Source organism: Curtobacterium sp. PhB136 (assembly GCF_004346855.1).
Classification (GTDB): domain Bacteria; phylum Actinomycetota; class Actinomycetes; order Actinomycetales; family Microbacteriaceae; genus Curtobacterium.
Window position 1 is genome coordinate 369827 of the sequence record NZ_SMGH01000004.1, and the last position, 16621, is coordinate 386447.

Sequence of the window (16621 nt, forward strand, 5' to 3'; positions counted from 1 at the left end):
ACTCGAATGATCAGCATGCTGATCATTCCGTCGCACATGCGGAGCGACCCTAGAATCCAGACATGGACGACGACCCCGCCGAGTGGCCCCTCGGGCGACTGCTCGCCGCGGCAGCCCGCTCGGTGGAGCGGGACTGGGACGAACGACTCCGCGCGATCGGACTCCCCCACGCGGCACTCATCGCGATCGACATCCTCATCCGCACCGGGCCGACCGGCGCCGACACCCTCGCCCGGACCGCCCGCGTCCAGCCGCAGACCATGTCACGCACGCTCGAGCGGATGGAGCGCGACGGGCTCGTCGAGCGCGGTCCACACCCGGATGACCGTCGCCGGCGCGTGGTCACCGTGACCGACCGCGGGCGAGCCGCCTGGGACACCGCAAAGCACATCGAGCGTGAGGTGCTGCCCGACGACCCGGCGCTCCGGTCGGCGCTCGGACGGATCCTGGGTACCTCCTGATCCCATTGCGGGTGAAATACCACATGTTGTAACCTTGGGAAGTCGGTGCCACGGCCGGCCGGAACCCAGGAGTCACCATGCCCGGTCGTCGCGCCACCCCGCGCCGTCGCCGCCCGTTCCTCGTCGCCCTCGTCGCGACGCTCGGCTCGCTCGTCGGCATCGCGGCGGTGATCGCCGTCGTCGCGAGCGTCTTCGTCGGCGGACTCGCGCGGAGCTACGACCGCGAGTCCGACACCATCGCCGAGCCGTTCCCGACCGGGACACGACCGGCCACCACCGACGGTGCAGAGAACATCCTGCTCATCGGCTCCGACTCCCGGAAGGGACTCGCGCAGCAGGGCGACACCGCAGCGGGCGGGCGATCGGACACGCTGATGCTCGCCCACGTCCCGGCCGACCGGAAGGCCGTGTACCTGATGTCGATCATGCGCGACTCGTGGGTCGACGTCCCCGGCCACGGCAACGCGAAGATCAACGCGGCGTACTCATGGGGCGGCATCCCGCTCACGGTGCAGACGGTCGAACAGCTCCTCGACGTCCGCATCGACCACGTCGCCGAGATCGACATGCGCGGCTTCGGCGCCGTGACGGACGCCCTCGGCGGCGTGACCGTGCAGTCCACCCAGGACTTCACCGCACGTGGCCACCACTTCACCGTCGGGGCGAACCGCCTCGACGGCGACGCGGCACTGGCCTTCGTGCGGGAGCGGTACGCCTTCGCCGACGCCGACCACACCCGGGTCCGGAACCAGCAGGCGTTCATGCGCGGGATCGTTGACGGGGTGCTCTCGAAGGGCACCATGACGGATCCCGGACGCATCCAGGACTTCGTCGCCGCGACGAGCGGGTACCTCGCCGTCGACCCGGGGCTGGACTTCCGTACGATCGCCGGCCTCGGATGGTCACTGCGCGGCGTCCGGCCGGCGGACCTGCAGACCTTCACGATGCCGACTGCGGGCGGCGGGACCTCAGCCGACGGTCAGTCGTACGTCGCGGTGAACACCGTCGCCGTCCAGGCGCTCAGCTCGGCGCTGCGATCGGACGACCTCGGCCGCTGGCTGCAGGAGAACCCGCAGTAGCGCTGCACGACGAAGCGCCCCGACTCTCGGAGGGAGAGCCCGGGGCGCTTCGTCGGTGATCGGTCTGCCGGAGGTCAGGCCGGGAGCTGCAGCGTCTGACCCGCGTAGATCAGGTTCGCGTCGTCGATCGAGGTGTTGGCGGCCCACAGCTTGTTCCAGCCGCCGTCGACCTTCAGCTTCGTCGCGATGGTGTCGAGCGTGTCACCCGACGCCACCGTGTACGTCTTGCCGCTGGTCTTCACCGCGGCGGGCTTCGACGGCGCGGCCGGAGCAGCCGGGGCTGCCGGTGCGGCGGTCGTCGTCGGCGTCGTGGCCTTCGGCGCCGCCTGCTGCGCGGGGGCCGGAGCGGCCGGAGCCGGTGCGGCCTGCTGCTGCGGGATGGCGGCCGGGGCGGCGCCGGTGGTGCCGCTCAGCCCGAGCTTCGCGGAGCAGGCGGGCCATGCACCCCAGCCCTGGGAGGCGAGGACGTGCTCGGCGACGGCGATCTGGGTCGCACGGCTGGCGTTCGCCGGGCTGCCGGAACCACCGTTGGCGGTCCAGGTGCTCTGCGTGAACTGCAGGCCGCCGTAGTAGCCGTTGCCGGTGTTGATGGCCCAGTTGCCGCCGGATTCGCACTGGGCGAGGGCGTCCCACGTCGAGCCGGACGCGGCGTTCGCGGGGGCCGAGAGCCCCACACCGGCCGCGGCGATGCCGGCGAAGGCGAGTCCGCCGAGGAGGGCGCGGGTACGGGTGGTCTTCTTCATGTCGTTGCTCCAGCGGGGTCGCACGCCGTTCGGCGGACCACTGCCCACCCCGACCGATCGCGGTCTGTTGAGGTGTCGCCGGGGGCAGTGGTTCGCGCCGGCGTCACGGTCGGCCACCATAGGAAACTCCGCGTCGTTATCAAACTGAGACCAAGGGTTCTACCCATCAGTGCTATGTACCCCGCGAGGAAACCTGTACGGGACGATCGCCATGCACATGGCGATCGGGCGTACCCGGGTACGCGAACATCCGAATCCCCTGGCAACCGCGGCCGCAGGGCTCCGGATCAGACCCGGGAGAGCAGCGTGACGGCCTCGAGGTGCCCGGTCTGCGGGAACATGTCGAGCACCCGCGCGCGGCGGAGTCGGAGCGACGGCATCCGGGCGAGGTCCTTCGCGAGGGTCACCGGGTTGCAGCTGGAGTAGACGACGTGCTGGACGTCGGACGCCTCGAGCCAATCGGCGAGCGTCGCCCCGATCCCGCGCCGGGGCGGGTTCACCACGACGAGCTCCGGCGTCTGGTCCGGACGGGAGCGCAGCGCGTGCTCGGTCGCGTCGTCGGCGGCGAACCGGACGTCGACGAGCCCCGCCTCACGCGCGGACTGCTTCGCGGAGCGGATCGCCTCGACGCTGGTCTCGATGCCGGTGACGGCGCGGCCGGGTCGGGCGGCGTGGAGCGCGAATCCACCGACGCCGCAGTACAGGTCCCACATCGAAGCCGGAGCCACCTCGTCGATCCAGTCCGCGGCCTGCGCGTAGAGCTGTGTGGCGACGTGCGTGTTCGTCTGGAAGAAGCTCTGCGGGCGGAAGTGCATCGTCACCGGCCCGAGCCGCATCGGCAGCGTCTCCTGCTCGGTGAGCACGACCTCCCGGACGCCCTCGGTGACGGCCTTGTGCTCCGGCAGCAGGTTCGCGGTGACGACCACGAGCTCCGGCAGGGCGAGCAGCAGGTCGCCGAGGCGCGATCGGAGCCGGGCCAGCTGCCCCTCGGACCGGAGCACGAAGCGGACCATGAGCGCGCCGTCGGGAGACTCCGTCACGAGCACGAACTTCAGTTCGCCCCGGCGGGTCGCGACGTCGTACGGGATGAGGCCGGCCGACGAGACGAAGTCCGCCAGGACCGGCAGCGCCGCGCGGATGCCGGGCGTGCAGATGCCGCAGTGCCGGATGTCGACCCCACGCTGGCGGTGGTCGAGGATCCCGATCGTGGGGTGCTCGACCGATCCGCCGACGACCATCTTCGCCCGGTTGCGGTAGCCGGACTCGGGGCTGGTGATCGCCGGGAGGAACTCGACGGAACCCGGTCCCCCGGCAGCCTCGACCGCGTCGTGCAGGAGCTCGCGCGTGCGGAGTTCCTTGTCGAGGACCTGATCGGCGTACGGCTGCCCCATGAGCGTGCACGAGCGGCACACCCCGCGGTCGAAGTAGTCGCACTGCATGGCCGAGTCAGGATACGGCAGCGCGCTCCCGCACGATGACCCCCGCGAGCGCCTGCTCGTACCCGTCGCACACGCCGTCCCACGTGTACGCGGTCCGCGCCCGGCGGAGCACGGCGGCACCGCGCAGCTGCTGCTCTTCGGGGTCGTCGAGCACCGCGAGGACCGCGTCCGCGATGGCGTCCGGCTGCGGTTCGACGAAGACGGCGCCGTCGTCCCCGAGGACCTCGCGGTTGTAGACGGTGTCCCTGGCGACCGTCGGCGCGCCGCAGTGCATCGCCTGGACGAGCGCCGGGTTCGTGCCGCCGACGCTGTGGCCGTGGAAGTACGCGCCGGCGTGCTGCCAGAGCGCGAAGAGCCGCGCGTCGTCCGCCACGTGCCCGAGCCACCGGACGTCGCGGTTCCGCGCGGCGAGCGATCGGGCCGCGTCGTCCAGGCCGCCGCCGTACCCGCTGGACCCGACGATGACGACGGGGTGGTGCCGGGCGATGCGCTCGGCGGCCTCGAGGAACTCCGCCACGGTGTTCTCCGGGACGAACCGGGCGACCACCAGGGCGAAGGGCCGCCCGGTGAGGTCGGTGTCGTCCTCGTGCAGGGGCAGGGCGCGGCTCTCGGTCCCGCCGTAGGGGATCATCACGCCGGTCCGGTCGAACTCACGGCGCCAGTAGGCGCCGATCGCGTCGGCGTCGAACACGAGCCGGTCCGCGAACCGAGCGGTCATCCGGGCTCCGGCCTTGAAGACGAAGCGGGCGAGGCGCCCCCACTTCGCGCGCTCCCACTCGATGCCGTCGACGTTCACGACGGTGGGGATGCCAGCGAGTGCCAGCAGGGGGAGCCAGAAGCCGTTCGCGCAGTTCATGACGAGCGCGACGTCCGGGCGCCGGCGGATGGTGTCGAGCACCGCGGTGAGCCCGAACGACAGGGTGCTCAGCGCCTTCGACTCGGTCCCCCGGGTGGTCCGCCGGACGACCCGGGGATCGAGCGCCGGGTCGTCCGTCCGTTCCTGCCCGGGGCGGCCGTACACGGTGACGCCCCACCCCGACTCTGCGAGGTGGGGCGCGATGTGGCGCACGGCCGTCTCGAAGCCGCCGTAGTAGGAGGGGTAGCCCCGGGTTCCGATGATCGCGACATGGGGCATGACGTCTCCGCTCGTGGTGGGTGTACATGTATTTTACATTGCACATACCATGAACGGAAGGGCTGTCAGATCCGGGCGGCCGTCCGGATCCGGTAGATCGACGTCGTCGCGGCGATGAACAGCGTCGTGCCGTCGTCGCCACCGAAGCAGAGGTTCGCGACGACCTCCGGCACGGGGACCTCGCCGATCCGCCGACCGTCGGGGGCGAACACGACGACCCCGTGGTGCGAGGACGACCAGACGTTGCCGTCGAGGTCCACCCGGATGCCGTCGGGTGCCCCCTCGCCCGGTTCGAGCGTCGCGAAGACCCGCCCGTTCTTCACCCGGACCGCGGCCGCGACGCCGCAGTCCCCGGCACCGCGCGCGCCGCCGCCACCGACGCCGTCCACGGACACGTCGTACGCCCGGATCACCGGCCGCTCCGACGACGAACTCGCGACGTAGAGCACCCGCCCGGTCGGGTCGAACGCCAACCCGTTCGGCTCGTCGGCATCGAGCACGACGGGGCGCAGGTCGGAGCCGTCCGGGCCGCAACGGAACACCCAGTGGTCGCCGTACTCCCGCACACCGGGGTGCCCCTCGCGCGGCTGCGTGATGCCGTAGGCCGGATCGGTGAACCACACGCTGCCGTCCCGCGCGACCACGACGTCGTTCGGAGAGTTCAGCCGCACCCCGTTCCACCCGTCCGCGATGACCGTGACGACACCGTCCCGGTCCCGCTCGACGCGACGGTTCCCGTGCGAGCACTGCACGACGGACCCGTCGGCGTCGAGGGTCCGGCCGTTGGTGAACTCCACCCCGTCGGCGTACGTCGTGGTGGCACCCGAGGAGGCGTCCCACTGCAGGATCCGGTCGCCGGGGATGTCGGACCAGCGGAGCGTCCGGGTGGCGGGGATCCAGCACGGCCCCTCCGCCCAGGTGCTGCCGGTCGCGATGCGCTCGAGCGCGGACGGGTCCGGGACGAGGTCGGTGATCGACGTCATGCGCGCCCGCCGCTCAGTCGGTCGTGTCCTGCAGGCCGTCGAGCGTCGCGACGTCCTCGGGCGCGAGCACGAAGTCGACGTCGGCGTTCTCGGCGATCCGCGACGGGGTCGTCGACTTCGGCAGCGGGAGCACGTCCTTCTCGAGCAGGTACCGGATCGCGACCTGCGCCACGGTCTTGTCGTACTTCGCCGCGATCTCGCCGATGGCCGCGTTCGACAGGAGTCCACCGGTGGCGAGCGGCGAGTAGCCCTCGACGAGGATGTCCTGCTCCGCGCAGAACGCCGTCGTGTCGTCCTGGGTGTTGCCGATGAACCAGCGGATCTGGTCGGCGTGCGGCACGACGTCGGTGTTCGCGAGGAGGTGCTCGAGATCGGCGACGACGAAGTTCGAGACCCCGATGGACCGGGTCTTGCCGGCGTCGTACAGCTCCTCGAAGACCTTCCAGACCTCGACGTTGCCGTCGCGGTGGTCGCTGCCCATGTCGCTCCACGGCCACGGTGCGTGGATCAGGTAGAGGTCGACGACCCCGAGGTCGAGGGCCGCGGTGGACGCCGCGAAGGCCTCGCGCGCGCCGGACGCCGTCTTGATCTCGGCGGGGAGCTTCGTGGTGATGAACACCTCGTCACGCGGCACACCGCTGTCGCGGACCGCCTCGCCGACGCTGGCTTCGTTGCCGTAGGCCGCCGCCGTGTCGATGTGCCGGTAGCCGGCGTCGAGTGCGGCCCGGGTGGCGTCGTACGCCTCGGACCCCGGCGGGATCTGCCAGGTGCCGAAGCCGATCTGGGGGATGTGGAGTCCGTTGGACAGGACGAAGGTGTCTGTGAGAGCAGGCATGGACCGGACAGTACGCGCGCCTCACCCGGTGAGACCGACGGACAGGATCCGGTCGTCGCCGGCGCCGGGGGTGCCGCGGCCGTCGGTGTTGTTCGTGACGAACCAGAGGGTGCCGTCTGGTCCCGCGAGCACGGTGCGGAGCCGCCCGTACTCCCCGGAGAACCACTCGCGCGAGTCGGACGGGTCGGCGGCGGGCACCGACCGGAGCACCTCACCGCGGAGGTTCGCGATGAACACGGTGTCGTCGACGACGGCGAGGCCCGACGGGCTCGCGGCGTCGGTCGACCACTGCCGCACCGGGTCGACGAACCCCTGGCTCGTGCCGCCGGCGCCCTCCACCTCGGGCCACCCGTAGTCCTTCCCCGGTTCGATGACGTTGAGCTCGTCCCAGGTGTCCTCACCGAACTCGGACGCGAACATCGTGCCGTCGGACGCCCACCCGAGTCCCTGCACGTTGCGGTGCCCGTACGACCAGACCGGCGACCCGTCGAAGGGGTTGTCGTCGGGGACGTCGCCCGTCGGGGTCAGGCGGAGGATCTTGCCGGCGAGCGAGGACCGGTCCTGCGCCTCGGACCGGTTCCCGGCGTCCCCCACGGTGACGTAGAGCATGTCGTCCGGCCCGAACGCGATCCGGCCGCCGTCGTGGAAGGTGTTCGCGGGCAGCTCGTCGATGACCGTCGTCGGGTCGCCGAGCGCGAAGGACCCGGCGCTGCCGGTGAGCGGGTAGCGCTGGACACGGTTGCCGTCGTCGGCGGTCGAGTACACGTAGAGCGCGTCGTCGTGCAGCGCGAGGCCGAGGAGCCCGCCCTCCCCGCCGTGCGAGACGCCGTCGATCGACCCGACCGTCCGCGGGGTGCCGTCGTCGCCGAGCTCGAGGACGTCACCGGAGTCCCGGAGGCTCACGAGCGGGGTGCCGTCGTCGGTCAGCACCACCGACCAGGGCGCGTCGAGTCCGGTCGCGACGTCCGTCACGGCGCCGGTGGGGACCACCTCGCCGTCGGCCAGGTCGGTCGGCGTCGGCGGGGCGGTCGCGGCCCGGCGCGTGGGCTCGTCGTCGGCGTCCGAGCCGGCGGTGCAGCCGGAGAGCGTGAGGGCGACGAGCGTGAGGACGACGAGCGGCGATGCGGTTCGGGTACGCATGGCGCGCACCGTACGCGCGCACCCCGCGGGCCAGCCGGACACGACGCGCCCGCCGGTCCGACGCGCCGGCCCCGGTGACACCGCGGCTCAGCGCGGCAAGCGGATCTCGACGACGAGGCCGCCCCCGGGACGCGGCCGCAGGTCGAGCGCGCCACCGTGGACCGCCGCGACGCGTGCGACCAGCGCCAGCCCGAGCCCGTGCCCGCGTTCCGCCCCGGACCGCCCACGGCCCCCACCCCGGAGGAACGGCTCCGCCAGTCGCCCGACACGCTCGGGATCGAGCGTCTCGCCGGGGTTCTCGCAGCGGATCAGGACGTCGGAGGCATCGGCGAGGACGGTCATCGTCGCCGTTCCGGGAGCACCGTGTCGCGCGACGTTGTCGAGCAGGTTCCGGAGCGCCTGCCGGAGGAGCCGTCGGTCGCACTCGAGCACGACGTCGCCGGGGCCGATGTCCACGCCGACCTGCACGCCCGCCTGCTCCAGCGCCGGCAGCACTTCCTCGAGCGCGTCCGCCACGACCGGCCCGAGCGCCTCCGGGCGACGCCGCATCGACACCCGGTTCGCGTCCGAGAGCTCGAGGAGTGCCTCGCAGGTCTCGGTCGCACGGCGGTTGGTGACGGCGATCCGGCGGAGCACCTCGTCGACGTCACGGTGCTCCGGGGATGCCTGCGCCACCTCGGTCACGGTCCGGATCACCGCGAGCGGTGTCCGGAGCTCGTGCGCGGCGTTCGCCGCGAAGCGCTCATGGACCGCCACGGCGTCCTGCAGCCGGTCGAGCATCAGGTCGAACGTCGCGGCGAGCCGGCCGAACTCGTCCGATCGACGGAGGCCCACACGCTGGGAGAGGTCGCCGTCCGCGGCGCTGAGGGCGGCACGTGCGATGCGGTCGAGCGGCCGGAGCAGCGTTCCGGCGAGCACCCACGCGAACACCGCCCCGACGACGGCGAAGAACGCGATCGCCACGGCCGCGCCGGTCACCACCATCCGGATCACCTCGCTCCGCCGCGGGAACTCGCCCCGGTCCACGGCGTAGGCGGGGAAGTCCTGGATGACGAACACGAGCCCGGCGAACGCGGCGAGCGCGGCGAGGGTGAAGACCGTGCAGGCGGTCAGCGTCAGCCGCGTCCTGGTGCTCACGCGTCGACGTCGATCCGGTACCCGACTCCGGGGACGGTCGTGATCGGATCCGGCGCACCGAGCGCCCGTCGCAGCGTGGAGACGGTGACCCGCGGAGCGGTCGTGAAGGGGTCGGCGTGCTCGTCCCAGACCTTCTCGAGCATCACCTCGGCGCTGACCAGCTGTCCGCGGGCGCCGAGCAGGAGCTCGAGGACCCCGAACTGCTTCCGGGTGAGGTGGACCGGGTCCCCGGCCCGGACGACCGTGCCGCGCGCCGGGTCGAGTTCGATGTCGGCCGCGCGGAGCACGAGCGGTGCAGCGGCGGCGCTCCGTCGCCCGAGCGCCCGCACGCGGACGACGAGCTCGGCGAACGCGAAGGGCTTCGGGAGGTAGTCGTCGGCACCGAGCTCGAACCCCTCGACGCGGTCGTCGAGCCGGGCGGCAGCGGTGAGCATCACGATCCGGCATCCCCGTCCGGCGGCGACGACGTCCCGGCAGACGTCGTCACCGTGTGTGCCGGGGAGGTCACGGTCCAGGACGAGCACGTCGTAGTCGTGGACGAGTGCGAGCTCGAGGGCCCGGTCGCCGTCGCCGGCCACGTCGACGGCCCAGCCGTGGCTTCGGAAGCCCGCGGCGACGGCGTCCGCGAGGAACGTCTCGTCCTCGGCGATCAGGATGCGCATGCGGACTCCCCCGGATTGGACAACATGTGAAATGTTAACGGTCCGGCCGTGGGCGGCGCAAGCGGTCCTCCGGTTCAGGTGCGGTCGACGATCTCCCGCATCGCCGCCGCCGCCCCCGGAGCATCCCCGCGCGCCACGGCGTCGGCCAACGCGACGTGCAGCGCCATGTCGTGCGGGTCCGGTCCGATGTGCTCGCGCTCGTCGAGCGCGCGCTCGACGACCTGCGCCAGCCGGGCGAAGACCGCGTTCCCGGACAGGTCCAGCAGGCGACGGTGCACCGCTCGGTCGGACTGGAGGCGCGTGGCGGCGTCCGCGCCGTCGGCCGCGAGTCGGCCTGCGGCGGCGACCAGTGCCTCCAGGCCGTCCGGTGGGACCGCGCCGGACGCGACACGGTCCGCTGCCGCGGCTGCCGCTTCCGGCTCGACCGCGCGCCGGAGTGCGCGGAGTTCCGCGAGCACCGCGTCGCGCTCGGACCCGGCGAGGCGCCAGCCGACCACGCGCGGGTCGATCACGTCCCAGTCCTCCCGCGGGCGGACCCGGAGGCCGACGCGACGGCCCGCACTGAGGAGACCGAGCCCGACGAGGACCCGCGTCGCCTCGCGGACGATGCTCCGACTCGCACCCGTGCGGACGACGAAACCGTCGATGCTGTCGACGTGTCCGGTCGGCAGTGTTCCGGAGACGATCGCCGACCCGAGCTCGTCGAGCACCCGGTCGAAGGTGCTCGTCACCGCTGTGCGACCGGGCTGATCACGAGTTCGTCGACGCGGACGTGCGCGGGGGCGTCGAGCACGAAGCCGATGGTGCGGCCGATGTCCTCCGGGGTGAGCATCACGGCACGCGCTGCCGCGTCGGGGACCTCGGGGCGCTGGTCGAGGAAGTCCGTCGCGACGTCGCCGGGGCAGAGGTGCGTCGCGCGGATCCCGTGCGCCGCCTCCTGCTGGTTGAGGCTCCGGACGACCGAGCCGAGTGCCGTCTTCGATGCCGAGTACGCCACCCCAGCGCCGGACTGGAACGACCACCCGGCGTACGAGGAGACGACGACCACGACGCCGCCGGACGCCCGGAGCGCGGGGAGTGCCGCGTCGACGACGGCGACGACGGCGGTGAGGTTGGTGTCCACGATCGCGCGGAAGTCCGGCATCGACTGGTCGTCCCACCGGCGTCGCGGTGCGTTCAGGCCGGCGGCGAGGACCAGCCCGTCGAGGCGCCCGTACCGGTCCGCGATCGCCGCGGCCGCGGCGGGGACGGCGTCCGGGTCGGCCGCGTCGAGCGGCAGGACGTCCGCGGTCCCGCCGGCGGAGCGAACGTCGGCGGCCACCGCCTCGAGCCGGTCGGCGCGGCGCCCGCTGAGGACCACCGTCCAGCCGCTCCCCGCCGCGGTGCGCGCCGCTGCTGCACCCATGCCGCTGCCGCCGCCGGTGATCCAGAGGACCCGCTGTGCCGGCTCGGCCTGTTCCGCATCGTTCGTCATGCTGATTAGTATGCCTATTGAGGCCGGCGACGTCCGCCGGTCGAAGGGAGCGACGATGCACCTCGACCTCAGCGACCGCGTGGTCGTCGTCACCGGAGCCGGCCGCGGGATCGGCAGCGTGCTCGCCACCCGGTTCCGCGCCGAAGGAGCACGGGTCATCGCCCTCGACCTCGCCTTCGATGGACCGGACTCCCCCGACCACGTCGTCTGCAACGTCGCCGACCCGGCGTCGGTGCGCGCGGCGGTGGACGTCGTCGTCGAACGACACGGGACCATCGACGTCCTGGTGAACAACGCCGGCATCAACGTCGACGGCCTCGTCGCCGACCTGCAGTGGGACGCGTGGCAGCGGTGCATGGACGTGAACCTCGGCGGGACCTTCCTGATGAGCCAGGCCGTCGCACCGGTCATGCAGCGGGCCGGCCGTGGCCGGATCATCAACGCGGCGTCCTTCGCGGCGATCGTGCCGAGCGTCGGGAGCGCCGCGTACGCCGCGTCGAAGGCCGCGGTCGTGGCGCTCACCCGGGTGCTGGCCTCGGAGCTCGGGCCGTGGGACATCACGGTGAACGCGTACGCGCCGGGGATGGTGCCGACGGCGATGAACGGCTTCGCGACGATGCCCGCCGAGGCGCAGGACCGGCTCCTCGACACGCTGTCACTCCGGCGGTGGGAGACCCCGGACGACGTCGCCGACCTGCTGGTGTTCCTGGCGAGTGACGCGTCGTCGTACATCACGGGGACGCTGCTCGACGTGTCCGGCGGCAAGCTCGCCACGCAGATCCCGTCACGGGCGCACGGTCGGTAGCGGCTCGCGGGGCCGACGGTGCCGGCGCCGGCGCCGGCGCGGCCGCTGCGCTGGCGCTGGCGCTGGCACAGGCGCTGGCACAGGCGCTGGCACAGGCGCTGGCGCTGGCGTTGATCACCGCAGCATCCGCTCCAGGAGCTCGCGGAGTCGTCGGCGGTCGGCCGGGGGGAGCCGCTCGGTGAGGGGCAGGAGGGCGTCGCGCATCGCCGACTCCAGCGCGAGCGCGACCTCGTGCCCACGGTCGGTGAGCACCACGTCCACCGCGCGGGCGTCGTCCGGGTTCGGTTCCCGCGCGAGCAGGCCCTTCTGCGACGCCCTGGCCACGAGCCCGGTCATCGTCGACTTCTCGAGGCCGAGGTACTCCGCCAGGTCCCCGATGCGGAGCCGCCGGTCCCGCAGGATCGCGAGCACCCGGAGCTGCGTCAGCGACAGGCCGGCGTCCGCCGCCAGGTCGGTCAGCGCGCCCATCGTCGTGAACGCCGCGTGCCCGAGGGCGTCGACGAGGCGGTCCTGCTCGCTGGTGTCCATGCACGCAGCCTACTTGACGATGTTCGTGATGCGAACTACTTTGATTCGTAACACGAACCAAAGGAGCACATCATGCACGCATCCGTCGTCACCCGCTTCGACACCGCTCCGACCTGGGCGGAGTTCCCCGAGCCGACCCCGACCCCCGACGAGGTCCTCGTCGAGGTCGTCGCCGCCGGCCTGCACCCCCGCGTCCGCTCGCAGGCGTCCGGCTCCCACTACACGAGCGAGGGCGCACTGCCCCTCGTGCCCGGCGTCGACGGCGTCGGCCGGTTCCCGGACGGCACGCTCCGGTACTTCGCCGTGCAGTCCGACACCCGCGGCTCGATGGCCGAGCGCGTCGCCGTCGACCCTCGTGCCAGCGTCGTCCTGCCGGACGGCGCGGACCCGGTGTCCATCGCGGCCGGCGTCAACCCGGTGATGTCCTCCTGGGTCGCGCTCCGCCGCCGGATCGACTTCCCGGACGGTGCCCGCGTCCTGGTGCTCGGCGCCACCGGCGCCTCGGGTCGTGCGGCGGTCCAGGTCGCGAAGCACCTCGGAGCCTCGCACGTCGTGGCGAGCGGCCGGAACGCAGACCGTCTCGCAGCGCTGCCGGCCATCGGCGCGGACGTCGTCGTGCCGCTCGACGACGTCGACGGCCTCGCCACAGCGGCGTCCGACGTCGACGTCGTCATCGACTACGTCTGGGGCGCACCCGCGGCGGCGGCGATGGCTGCCATCGTCACGGCACGGCGGGAGCGCGGGATCCGGCTCGACTGGATCGCGATCGGCTCCACCGCCGGTCCGGAGGCCCCGATCCCGTCCGCCGCGCTCCGTGCGTCCGGCCTGACCATCGTCGGGAGCGGGCAGGGTTCCGTCGGCACGGGCGCGTTCGTCGCGGAGCTCCCCGGCATCGTGGCGGCGATCACGGACGGCACGATCGCCGTGGACGCGGCCGCCGTGCCGATGCGCGACGTCGAGGCGGCCTGGTCGGCCGCAGGCGACGGCCGCACGGCACTGGTGCTCTGAGGGCCTGGTCCGGCACCGGCGCTGGTGCGCTGAGCGGCCGGTCCGGCACCGCACGGATCCGGGGTCCAGCGACACCACACACGGACGCAACGCCCTCCACCGTTGACTGTCCTCTCGGAACGGCACCTCGCCGTCCGGGAGGAGACGACACCGATGGACGAGCACACGCCCACCGGTCCGGCACGAGCACACCGACGCGGCCGCACCATGATCATCTGCACCGCCGTCGCGGTGACACTCGGGCTCGCCGGCGCCGGAGCGGTCCTGGCCGGCACACCCGGCGGCGATGCCGACGCCGCTACCGGGCCGAAGCCCACCACCGCCGTCGTCGAGCGGAAGAGCGTCGACCGCACGGTCACCTCGCGGGGCACCCTCGGCTACGACTCCCGCGGCCCGGTCACTGCACAGCGCGGAGGGACGGTCACCGCGCCGCCCGTCCCCGGGACGGTGCTCACCCCCGGGGCGACCCTGCTCCGCATCGACGACCGCCCGGTCACCGTGTTCCGCGGGGCGCTGCCGTCCTGGCGTCCCTTCGCGGCCGGGATGGCGAAGGGTCCGGACGTGCGGCAGCTCGAACAGGCGCTCCGCGACGCCGGGTTCGACCCGGGCTTCGTCGACGAGGAGTTCACCGCGGTGACCGGTGCCGCCGTCGAGCGCTGGCAGAAGTCGCTCGGGGCCCCGCAGAGCGGGACGATCGCGCTCGGGGACGTGCTCTTCATGCCGGAGGACCTCCGTGTCGGTTCCACCACGCTCACCGCCGGGGCGACGATCGCCGCGGGTGACGAGGTCGCGACGCTCGCCACCGGCACCCGCGCGGTCGCCGCGACGATCACCCCGGAACAACGGTCGTCCGTGCACGCCGGCGGCACGGCCACCGTGACGCTGCCCGACGGCAAGGCGGTCCCCGCGAAGATCCGGAGCGTCGGCCAGCCCGAGCAGCCCGAGGAGGACGAGACCGGTTCGCCGCGGGTGCCGATCACCCTGGCGCTCGACGACGACGCCGCTGCCGGTGACGCCTCCGACGTGGACGTCCGGGTGGACATCGCCACCCCTGGGATCCGCGATGCCCTCGTCGTCCCGGTCGAGGCCGTCCTGGCGACGGGGCACGACACGTACGGCGTCCAGGTGCTGACCGGCACCACCGTCCGCACGAAGACCGTCGAACTCGGGGAGAGTGCGGCCGGTTCGGTCGCCGTCACGAAGGGCCTGCGCGCCGGCGAGCGCGTGGTGGTCCCCCGATGACCGCCGCGATCATCCGGCTGGAGCACGTGCGGAAGCACTACGGGTCCCCACCCGTCACCGCGATCGACGACGTGTCGCTCCGGGTCGACGAGGGCGAGCTCGTCGCGATCGTCGGGCCGTCCGGCTCGGGCAAGTCGAGCCTGCTCAACGTCGTCGGCACGCTCGACCGGGCCGACGAGGGGCTGGTCGAGATCGCCGGGCACGACATCGCGCGCCTGGACGACGGTGCGCTCTCGGCGCTCCGTTCCGGGAGCATCGGGTTCGTCTTCCAGCAGTTCCACCTGGCCGAGGGCGTCTCCGCGCTCGGCAACGTGGCCGACGGCCTGCTCTACTCGGGCACCCCGCGCCACGAGCGTCACGAACGCGCGCGGGAGATGCTCGAACGTGTCGGCCTCGGGAACCGGACGACCCACAGGCCGAACCAGATGTCCGGCGGTGAGCGGCAACGCGTCGCCATCGCCCGCGCCCTGGTCGCCTCCCCGCCGCTCGTCCTCGCCGACGAACCCACCGGGAACCTCGACCAGCGCTCCGGCGCGTCGATCGTCGACCTCCTCCACGAGCTGAACGCCGACGGGACGGCGATCGTCGTGATCACGCACGACACCGCGCTCGCCGCACAGCTCCCGAGACGCATCGCGATCCGCGACGGCGCCGTCGTCGCCGATGAGCGGAGCGCAGCATGAGCCGCCGGTCCGCCGTGGCACGTCGGCTCTCCGCGACCGCCGCCGGACTCACGCCGTCGCGGCTCCGCCGATCCGACTCGGTCCTGCTCGGCGTCGCCGGTCTGCGTGCACGCCCTGGCCGCCTGGTGCTCTCCGCGCTGGGGATCGCCATCGGCATCGCCGCCATGATCGCCGTCGTCGGCATCTCGACCTCGAGCCGCGCCGCCCTCGACGCCGAACTCGACCGACTGGGCACGAACCTGCTGCGCGCCGTCCCCGACGCGCAGGCGAGGACGGCCGTCCAGCTGCCGGAGGACTCGGCGGCGCGGATCGACCGTCTCCCCGGTGTCGAACGCGCCGCCGGGTACGCGGACCTGCACACGAAGCTCTACCGCAGCGCGTTGATCGACCGCGCCGAGACGGGAGCGCTGACCGTCGGCACCGCTGACGACGCACTCGCCCCGCTCCTGAACGCCTCGGTCGCCGCCGGACGATGGCACGACCGCGCGTCCGACGGGCTCGGCACGGTCGTGCTCGGCTCGCTCGCCGCGGAACGCCTCGGCATCACGGGGCCCGGTGCACAGGTCCTGGCCGGGGACACCCCGGTGACGGTCATCGGTGTGCTCGGCCCGCTCCCGCTGGCGCCGGACCTCGACACGAGCGCCTTCGTGGACCGGACGACCGCGCGGACGATCGGGTGGGACGGACGACCAACGATCCTGTTCGAACGATCGACCGACGAGGCCGTCGCAGCACTCCGGGACCAGGTCGCCGGCACTCTGCTGCCCGGTTCCCCCGGCGACGTGGCCATCTCCCGCCCGTCCGACGCGCTCGCCGCCCGCGACGCCGCGGACAGTGCGTTCTCCGGGATGCTCGTCGGCCTGAGCGGCGTCGCGCTGCTCGTCGGCGGGATCGGCGTCGCGAACACGATGGTCATCGCGGTGCTCGAACGGCGCCGGGAGATCGGACTGCGCCGCGCGCTCGGTGCGACACGACGGCACGTCCGGACGCAGTTCGTCGTCGAGGCGCTGCTGCTCTCGTTCGCCGGCGGTGTGCTCGGCGTCGGGATCGGCTCGGGCGTCGTCGCGGCCGTCGCGGCGGGCAACGGGTGGGCGTTCGTCGTCCCGTGGAGCGCGTTCGCGATCGGCCTCGCCGCCACCCTCGCGATCGGTGCACTCGCCGGCGCCTACCCCGCGATGCGCGCAGCGCGGACACCCCCGACGGTGGCGCTCGCGTCCTGACCGCAACCAACACGGACACACCACCCCACGACCCCGTACAAACAGAT

Annotated in this window: 18 protein-coding genes; 7 read left to right on the forward strand and 11 right to left on the reverse strand. The window is 72.9% G+C overall.

Annotated features, from left to right (window positions below; genetic code table 11):
- Positions 1–62 precede the first annotated feature (62 nt).
- Together EDF27_RS01785 and EDF27_RS01790 are read left to right on the forward strand one after the other, a co-directional pair.
- The gene (locus EDF27_RS01785; protein ID WP_123655341.1) at positions 63–461 is read left to right on the forward strand and encodes a MarR family transcriptional regulator; all 399 of its coding nucleotides are present in this window, start codon (positions 63–65) and stop codon (positions 459–461) included.
- Between the two features lie 77 nt (positions 462–538).
- A complete protein-coding gene (locus EDF27_RS01790) occupies positions 539–1540 on the forward strand; it encodes an LCP family protein (protein WP_132046947.1) in 1002 nt (333 codons plus the stop codon).
- Between the two features lie 74 nt (positions 1541–1614).
- On the opposite strand, the gene EDF27_RS01795 is transcribed toward EDF27_RS01790, so the two are convergent.
- The 10 genes from EDF27_RS01795 to EDF27_RS01840 form a co-directional block, all read right to left on the reverse strand.
- On the reverse strand, positions 1615–2283 hold the full coding sequence (locus EDF27_RS01795; protein WP_123655339.1) for a transglycosylase family protein: 669 nt from the start codon (positions 2281–2283) through the stop codon (positions 1615–1617).
- A gap of 287 nt (positions 2284–2570) precedes the next feature.
- The gene (rlmC, locus tag EDF27_RS01800) at positions 2571–3722 is read right to left on the reverse strand and encodes a 23S rRNA (uracil(747)-C(5))-methyltransferase RlmC (RefSeq protein WP_132046949.1); all 1152 of its coding nucleotides are present in this window, start codon (positions 3720–3722) and stop codon (positions 2571–2573) included.
- A 7-nt stretch (positions 3723–3729) separates the two neighbouring features.
- Positions 3730–4857, reverse strand: coding sequence for a glycosyltransferase (locus EDF27_RS01805; RefSeq protein ID WP_123701180.1), 1128 nt, complete (start codon positions 4855–4857; stop codon positions 3730–3732).
- A gap of 65 nt (positions 4858–4922) precedes the next feature.
- Positions 4923–5840 (reverse strand): SMP-30/gluconolactonase/LRE family protein, encoded by a 918-nt coding sequence (locus tag EDF27_RS01810; protein ID WP_207909548.1) that lies wholly within the window; start codon positions 5838–5840, stop codon positions 4923–4925.
- Positions 5841–5853: 13 nt separating this feature from the next.
- Positions 5854–6675, reverse strand: coding sequence for an aldo/keto reductase (locus EDF27_RS01815; RefSeq protein WP_123655336.1), 822 nt, complete (start codon positions 6673–6675; stop codon positions 5854–5856).
- 21 nt (positions 6676–6696) lie between these two features.
- A complete protein-coding gene (locus EDF27_RS01820) occupies positions 6697–7815 on the reverse strand; it encodes a PQQ-dependent sugar dehydrogenase (RefSeq protein ID WP_123701179.1) in 1119 nt (372 codons plus the stop codon).
- 87 nt (positions 7816–7902) lie between these two features.
- On the reverse strand, positions 7903–8952 hold the full coding sequence (locus EDF27_RS01825; protein WP_123701178.1) for a HAMP domain-containing sensor histidine kinase: 1050 nt from the start codon (positions 8950–8952) through the stop codon (positions 7903–7905).
- Positions 8949–9614, reverse strand: coding sequence for a response regulator transcription factor (locus EDF27_RS01830; protein ID WP_123655333.1), 666 nt, complete (start codon positions 9612–9614; stop codon positions 8949–8951). Before EDF27_RS01830 ends, EDF27_RS01825 begins: the two co-directional genes overlap by 4 nt.
- A gap of 74 nt (positions 9615–9688) precedes the next feature.
- The gene (locus EDF27_RS01835; protein WP_123655332.1) at positions 9689–10345 is read right to left on the reverse strand and encodes an FCD domain-containing protein; all 657 of its coding nucleotides are present in this window, start codon (positions 10343–10345) and stop codon (positions 9689–9691) included.
- Entirely contained in the window at positions 10342–11088 is a 747-nt protein-coding gene (locus EDF27_RS01840) for an SDR family NAD(P)-dependent oxidoreductase (protein WP_123655331.1), read from the reverse strand. The genes EDF27_RS01835 and EDF27_RS01840 overlap by 4 nt, the downstream gene beginning before the upstream one ends.
- 55 nt (positions 11089–11143) lie before the next feature.
- Between EDF27_RS01840 and EDF27_RS01845 the strand changes: the two genes are divergently transcribed.
- Entirely contained in the window at positions 11144–11893 is a 750-nt protein-coding gene (locus EDF27_RS01845; protein WP_123655330.1) for an SDR family NAD(P)-dependent oxidoreductase, read from the forward strand.
- 114 nt (positions 11894–12007) lie between these two features.
- Here the strand turns inward: EDF27_RS01845 and EDF27_RS01850 are convergent, their stop codons facing one another.
- Positions 12008–12421 (reverse strand): MarR family transcriptional regulator, encoded by a 414-nt coding sequence (locus tag EDF27_RS01850; RefSeq protein ID WP_123655329.1) that lies wholly within the window; start codon positions 12419–12421, stop codon positions 12008–12010.
- A 72-nt stretch (positions 12422–12493) separates the two neighbouring features.
- Here EDF27_RS01850 and EDF27_RS01855 point away from each other — a divergent pair, with 72 nt between their 5' ends.
- The 4 genes from EDF27_RS01855 to EDF27_RS01870 all read left to right on the forward strand — a co-directional run bounded on the left by EDF27_RS01855 (position 12494) and on the right by EDF27_RS01870 (position 16574).
- A complete protein-coding gene (locus EDF27_RS01855) occupies positions 12494–13429 on the forward strand; it encodes a zinc-binding alcohol dehydrogenase family protein (protein WP_123655328.1) in 936 nt (311 codons plus the stop codon).
- Between the two features lie 153 nt (positions 13430–13582).
- A complete protein-coding gene (locus EDF27_RS01860; RefSeq protein ID WP_132046951.1) occupies positions 13583–14671 on the forward strand; it encodes an efflux RND transporter periplasmic adaptor subunit in 1089 nt (362 codons plus the stop codon).
- Positions 14668–15354 (forward strand): ABC transporter ATP-binding protein, encoded by a 687-nt coding sequence (locus EDF27_RS01865; protein WP_123655326.1) that lies wholly within the window; start codon positions 14668–14670, stop codon positions 15352–15354. Before EDF27_RS01860 ends, EDF27_RS01865 begins: the two co-directional genes overlap by 4 nt.
- Positions 15351–16574, forward strand: coding sequence for an ABC transporter permease (locus tag EDF27_RS01870; RefSeq protein ID WP_132046953.1), 1224 nt, complete (start codon positions 15351–15353; stop codon positions 16572–16574). Before EDF27_RS01865 ends, EDF27_RS01870 begins: the two co-directional genes overlap by 4 nt.
- The last annotated feature ends 47 nt before the right edge of the window (positions 16575–16621 follow it).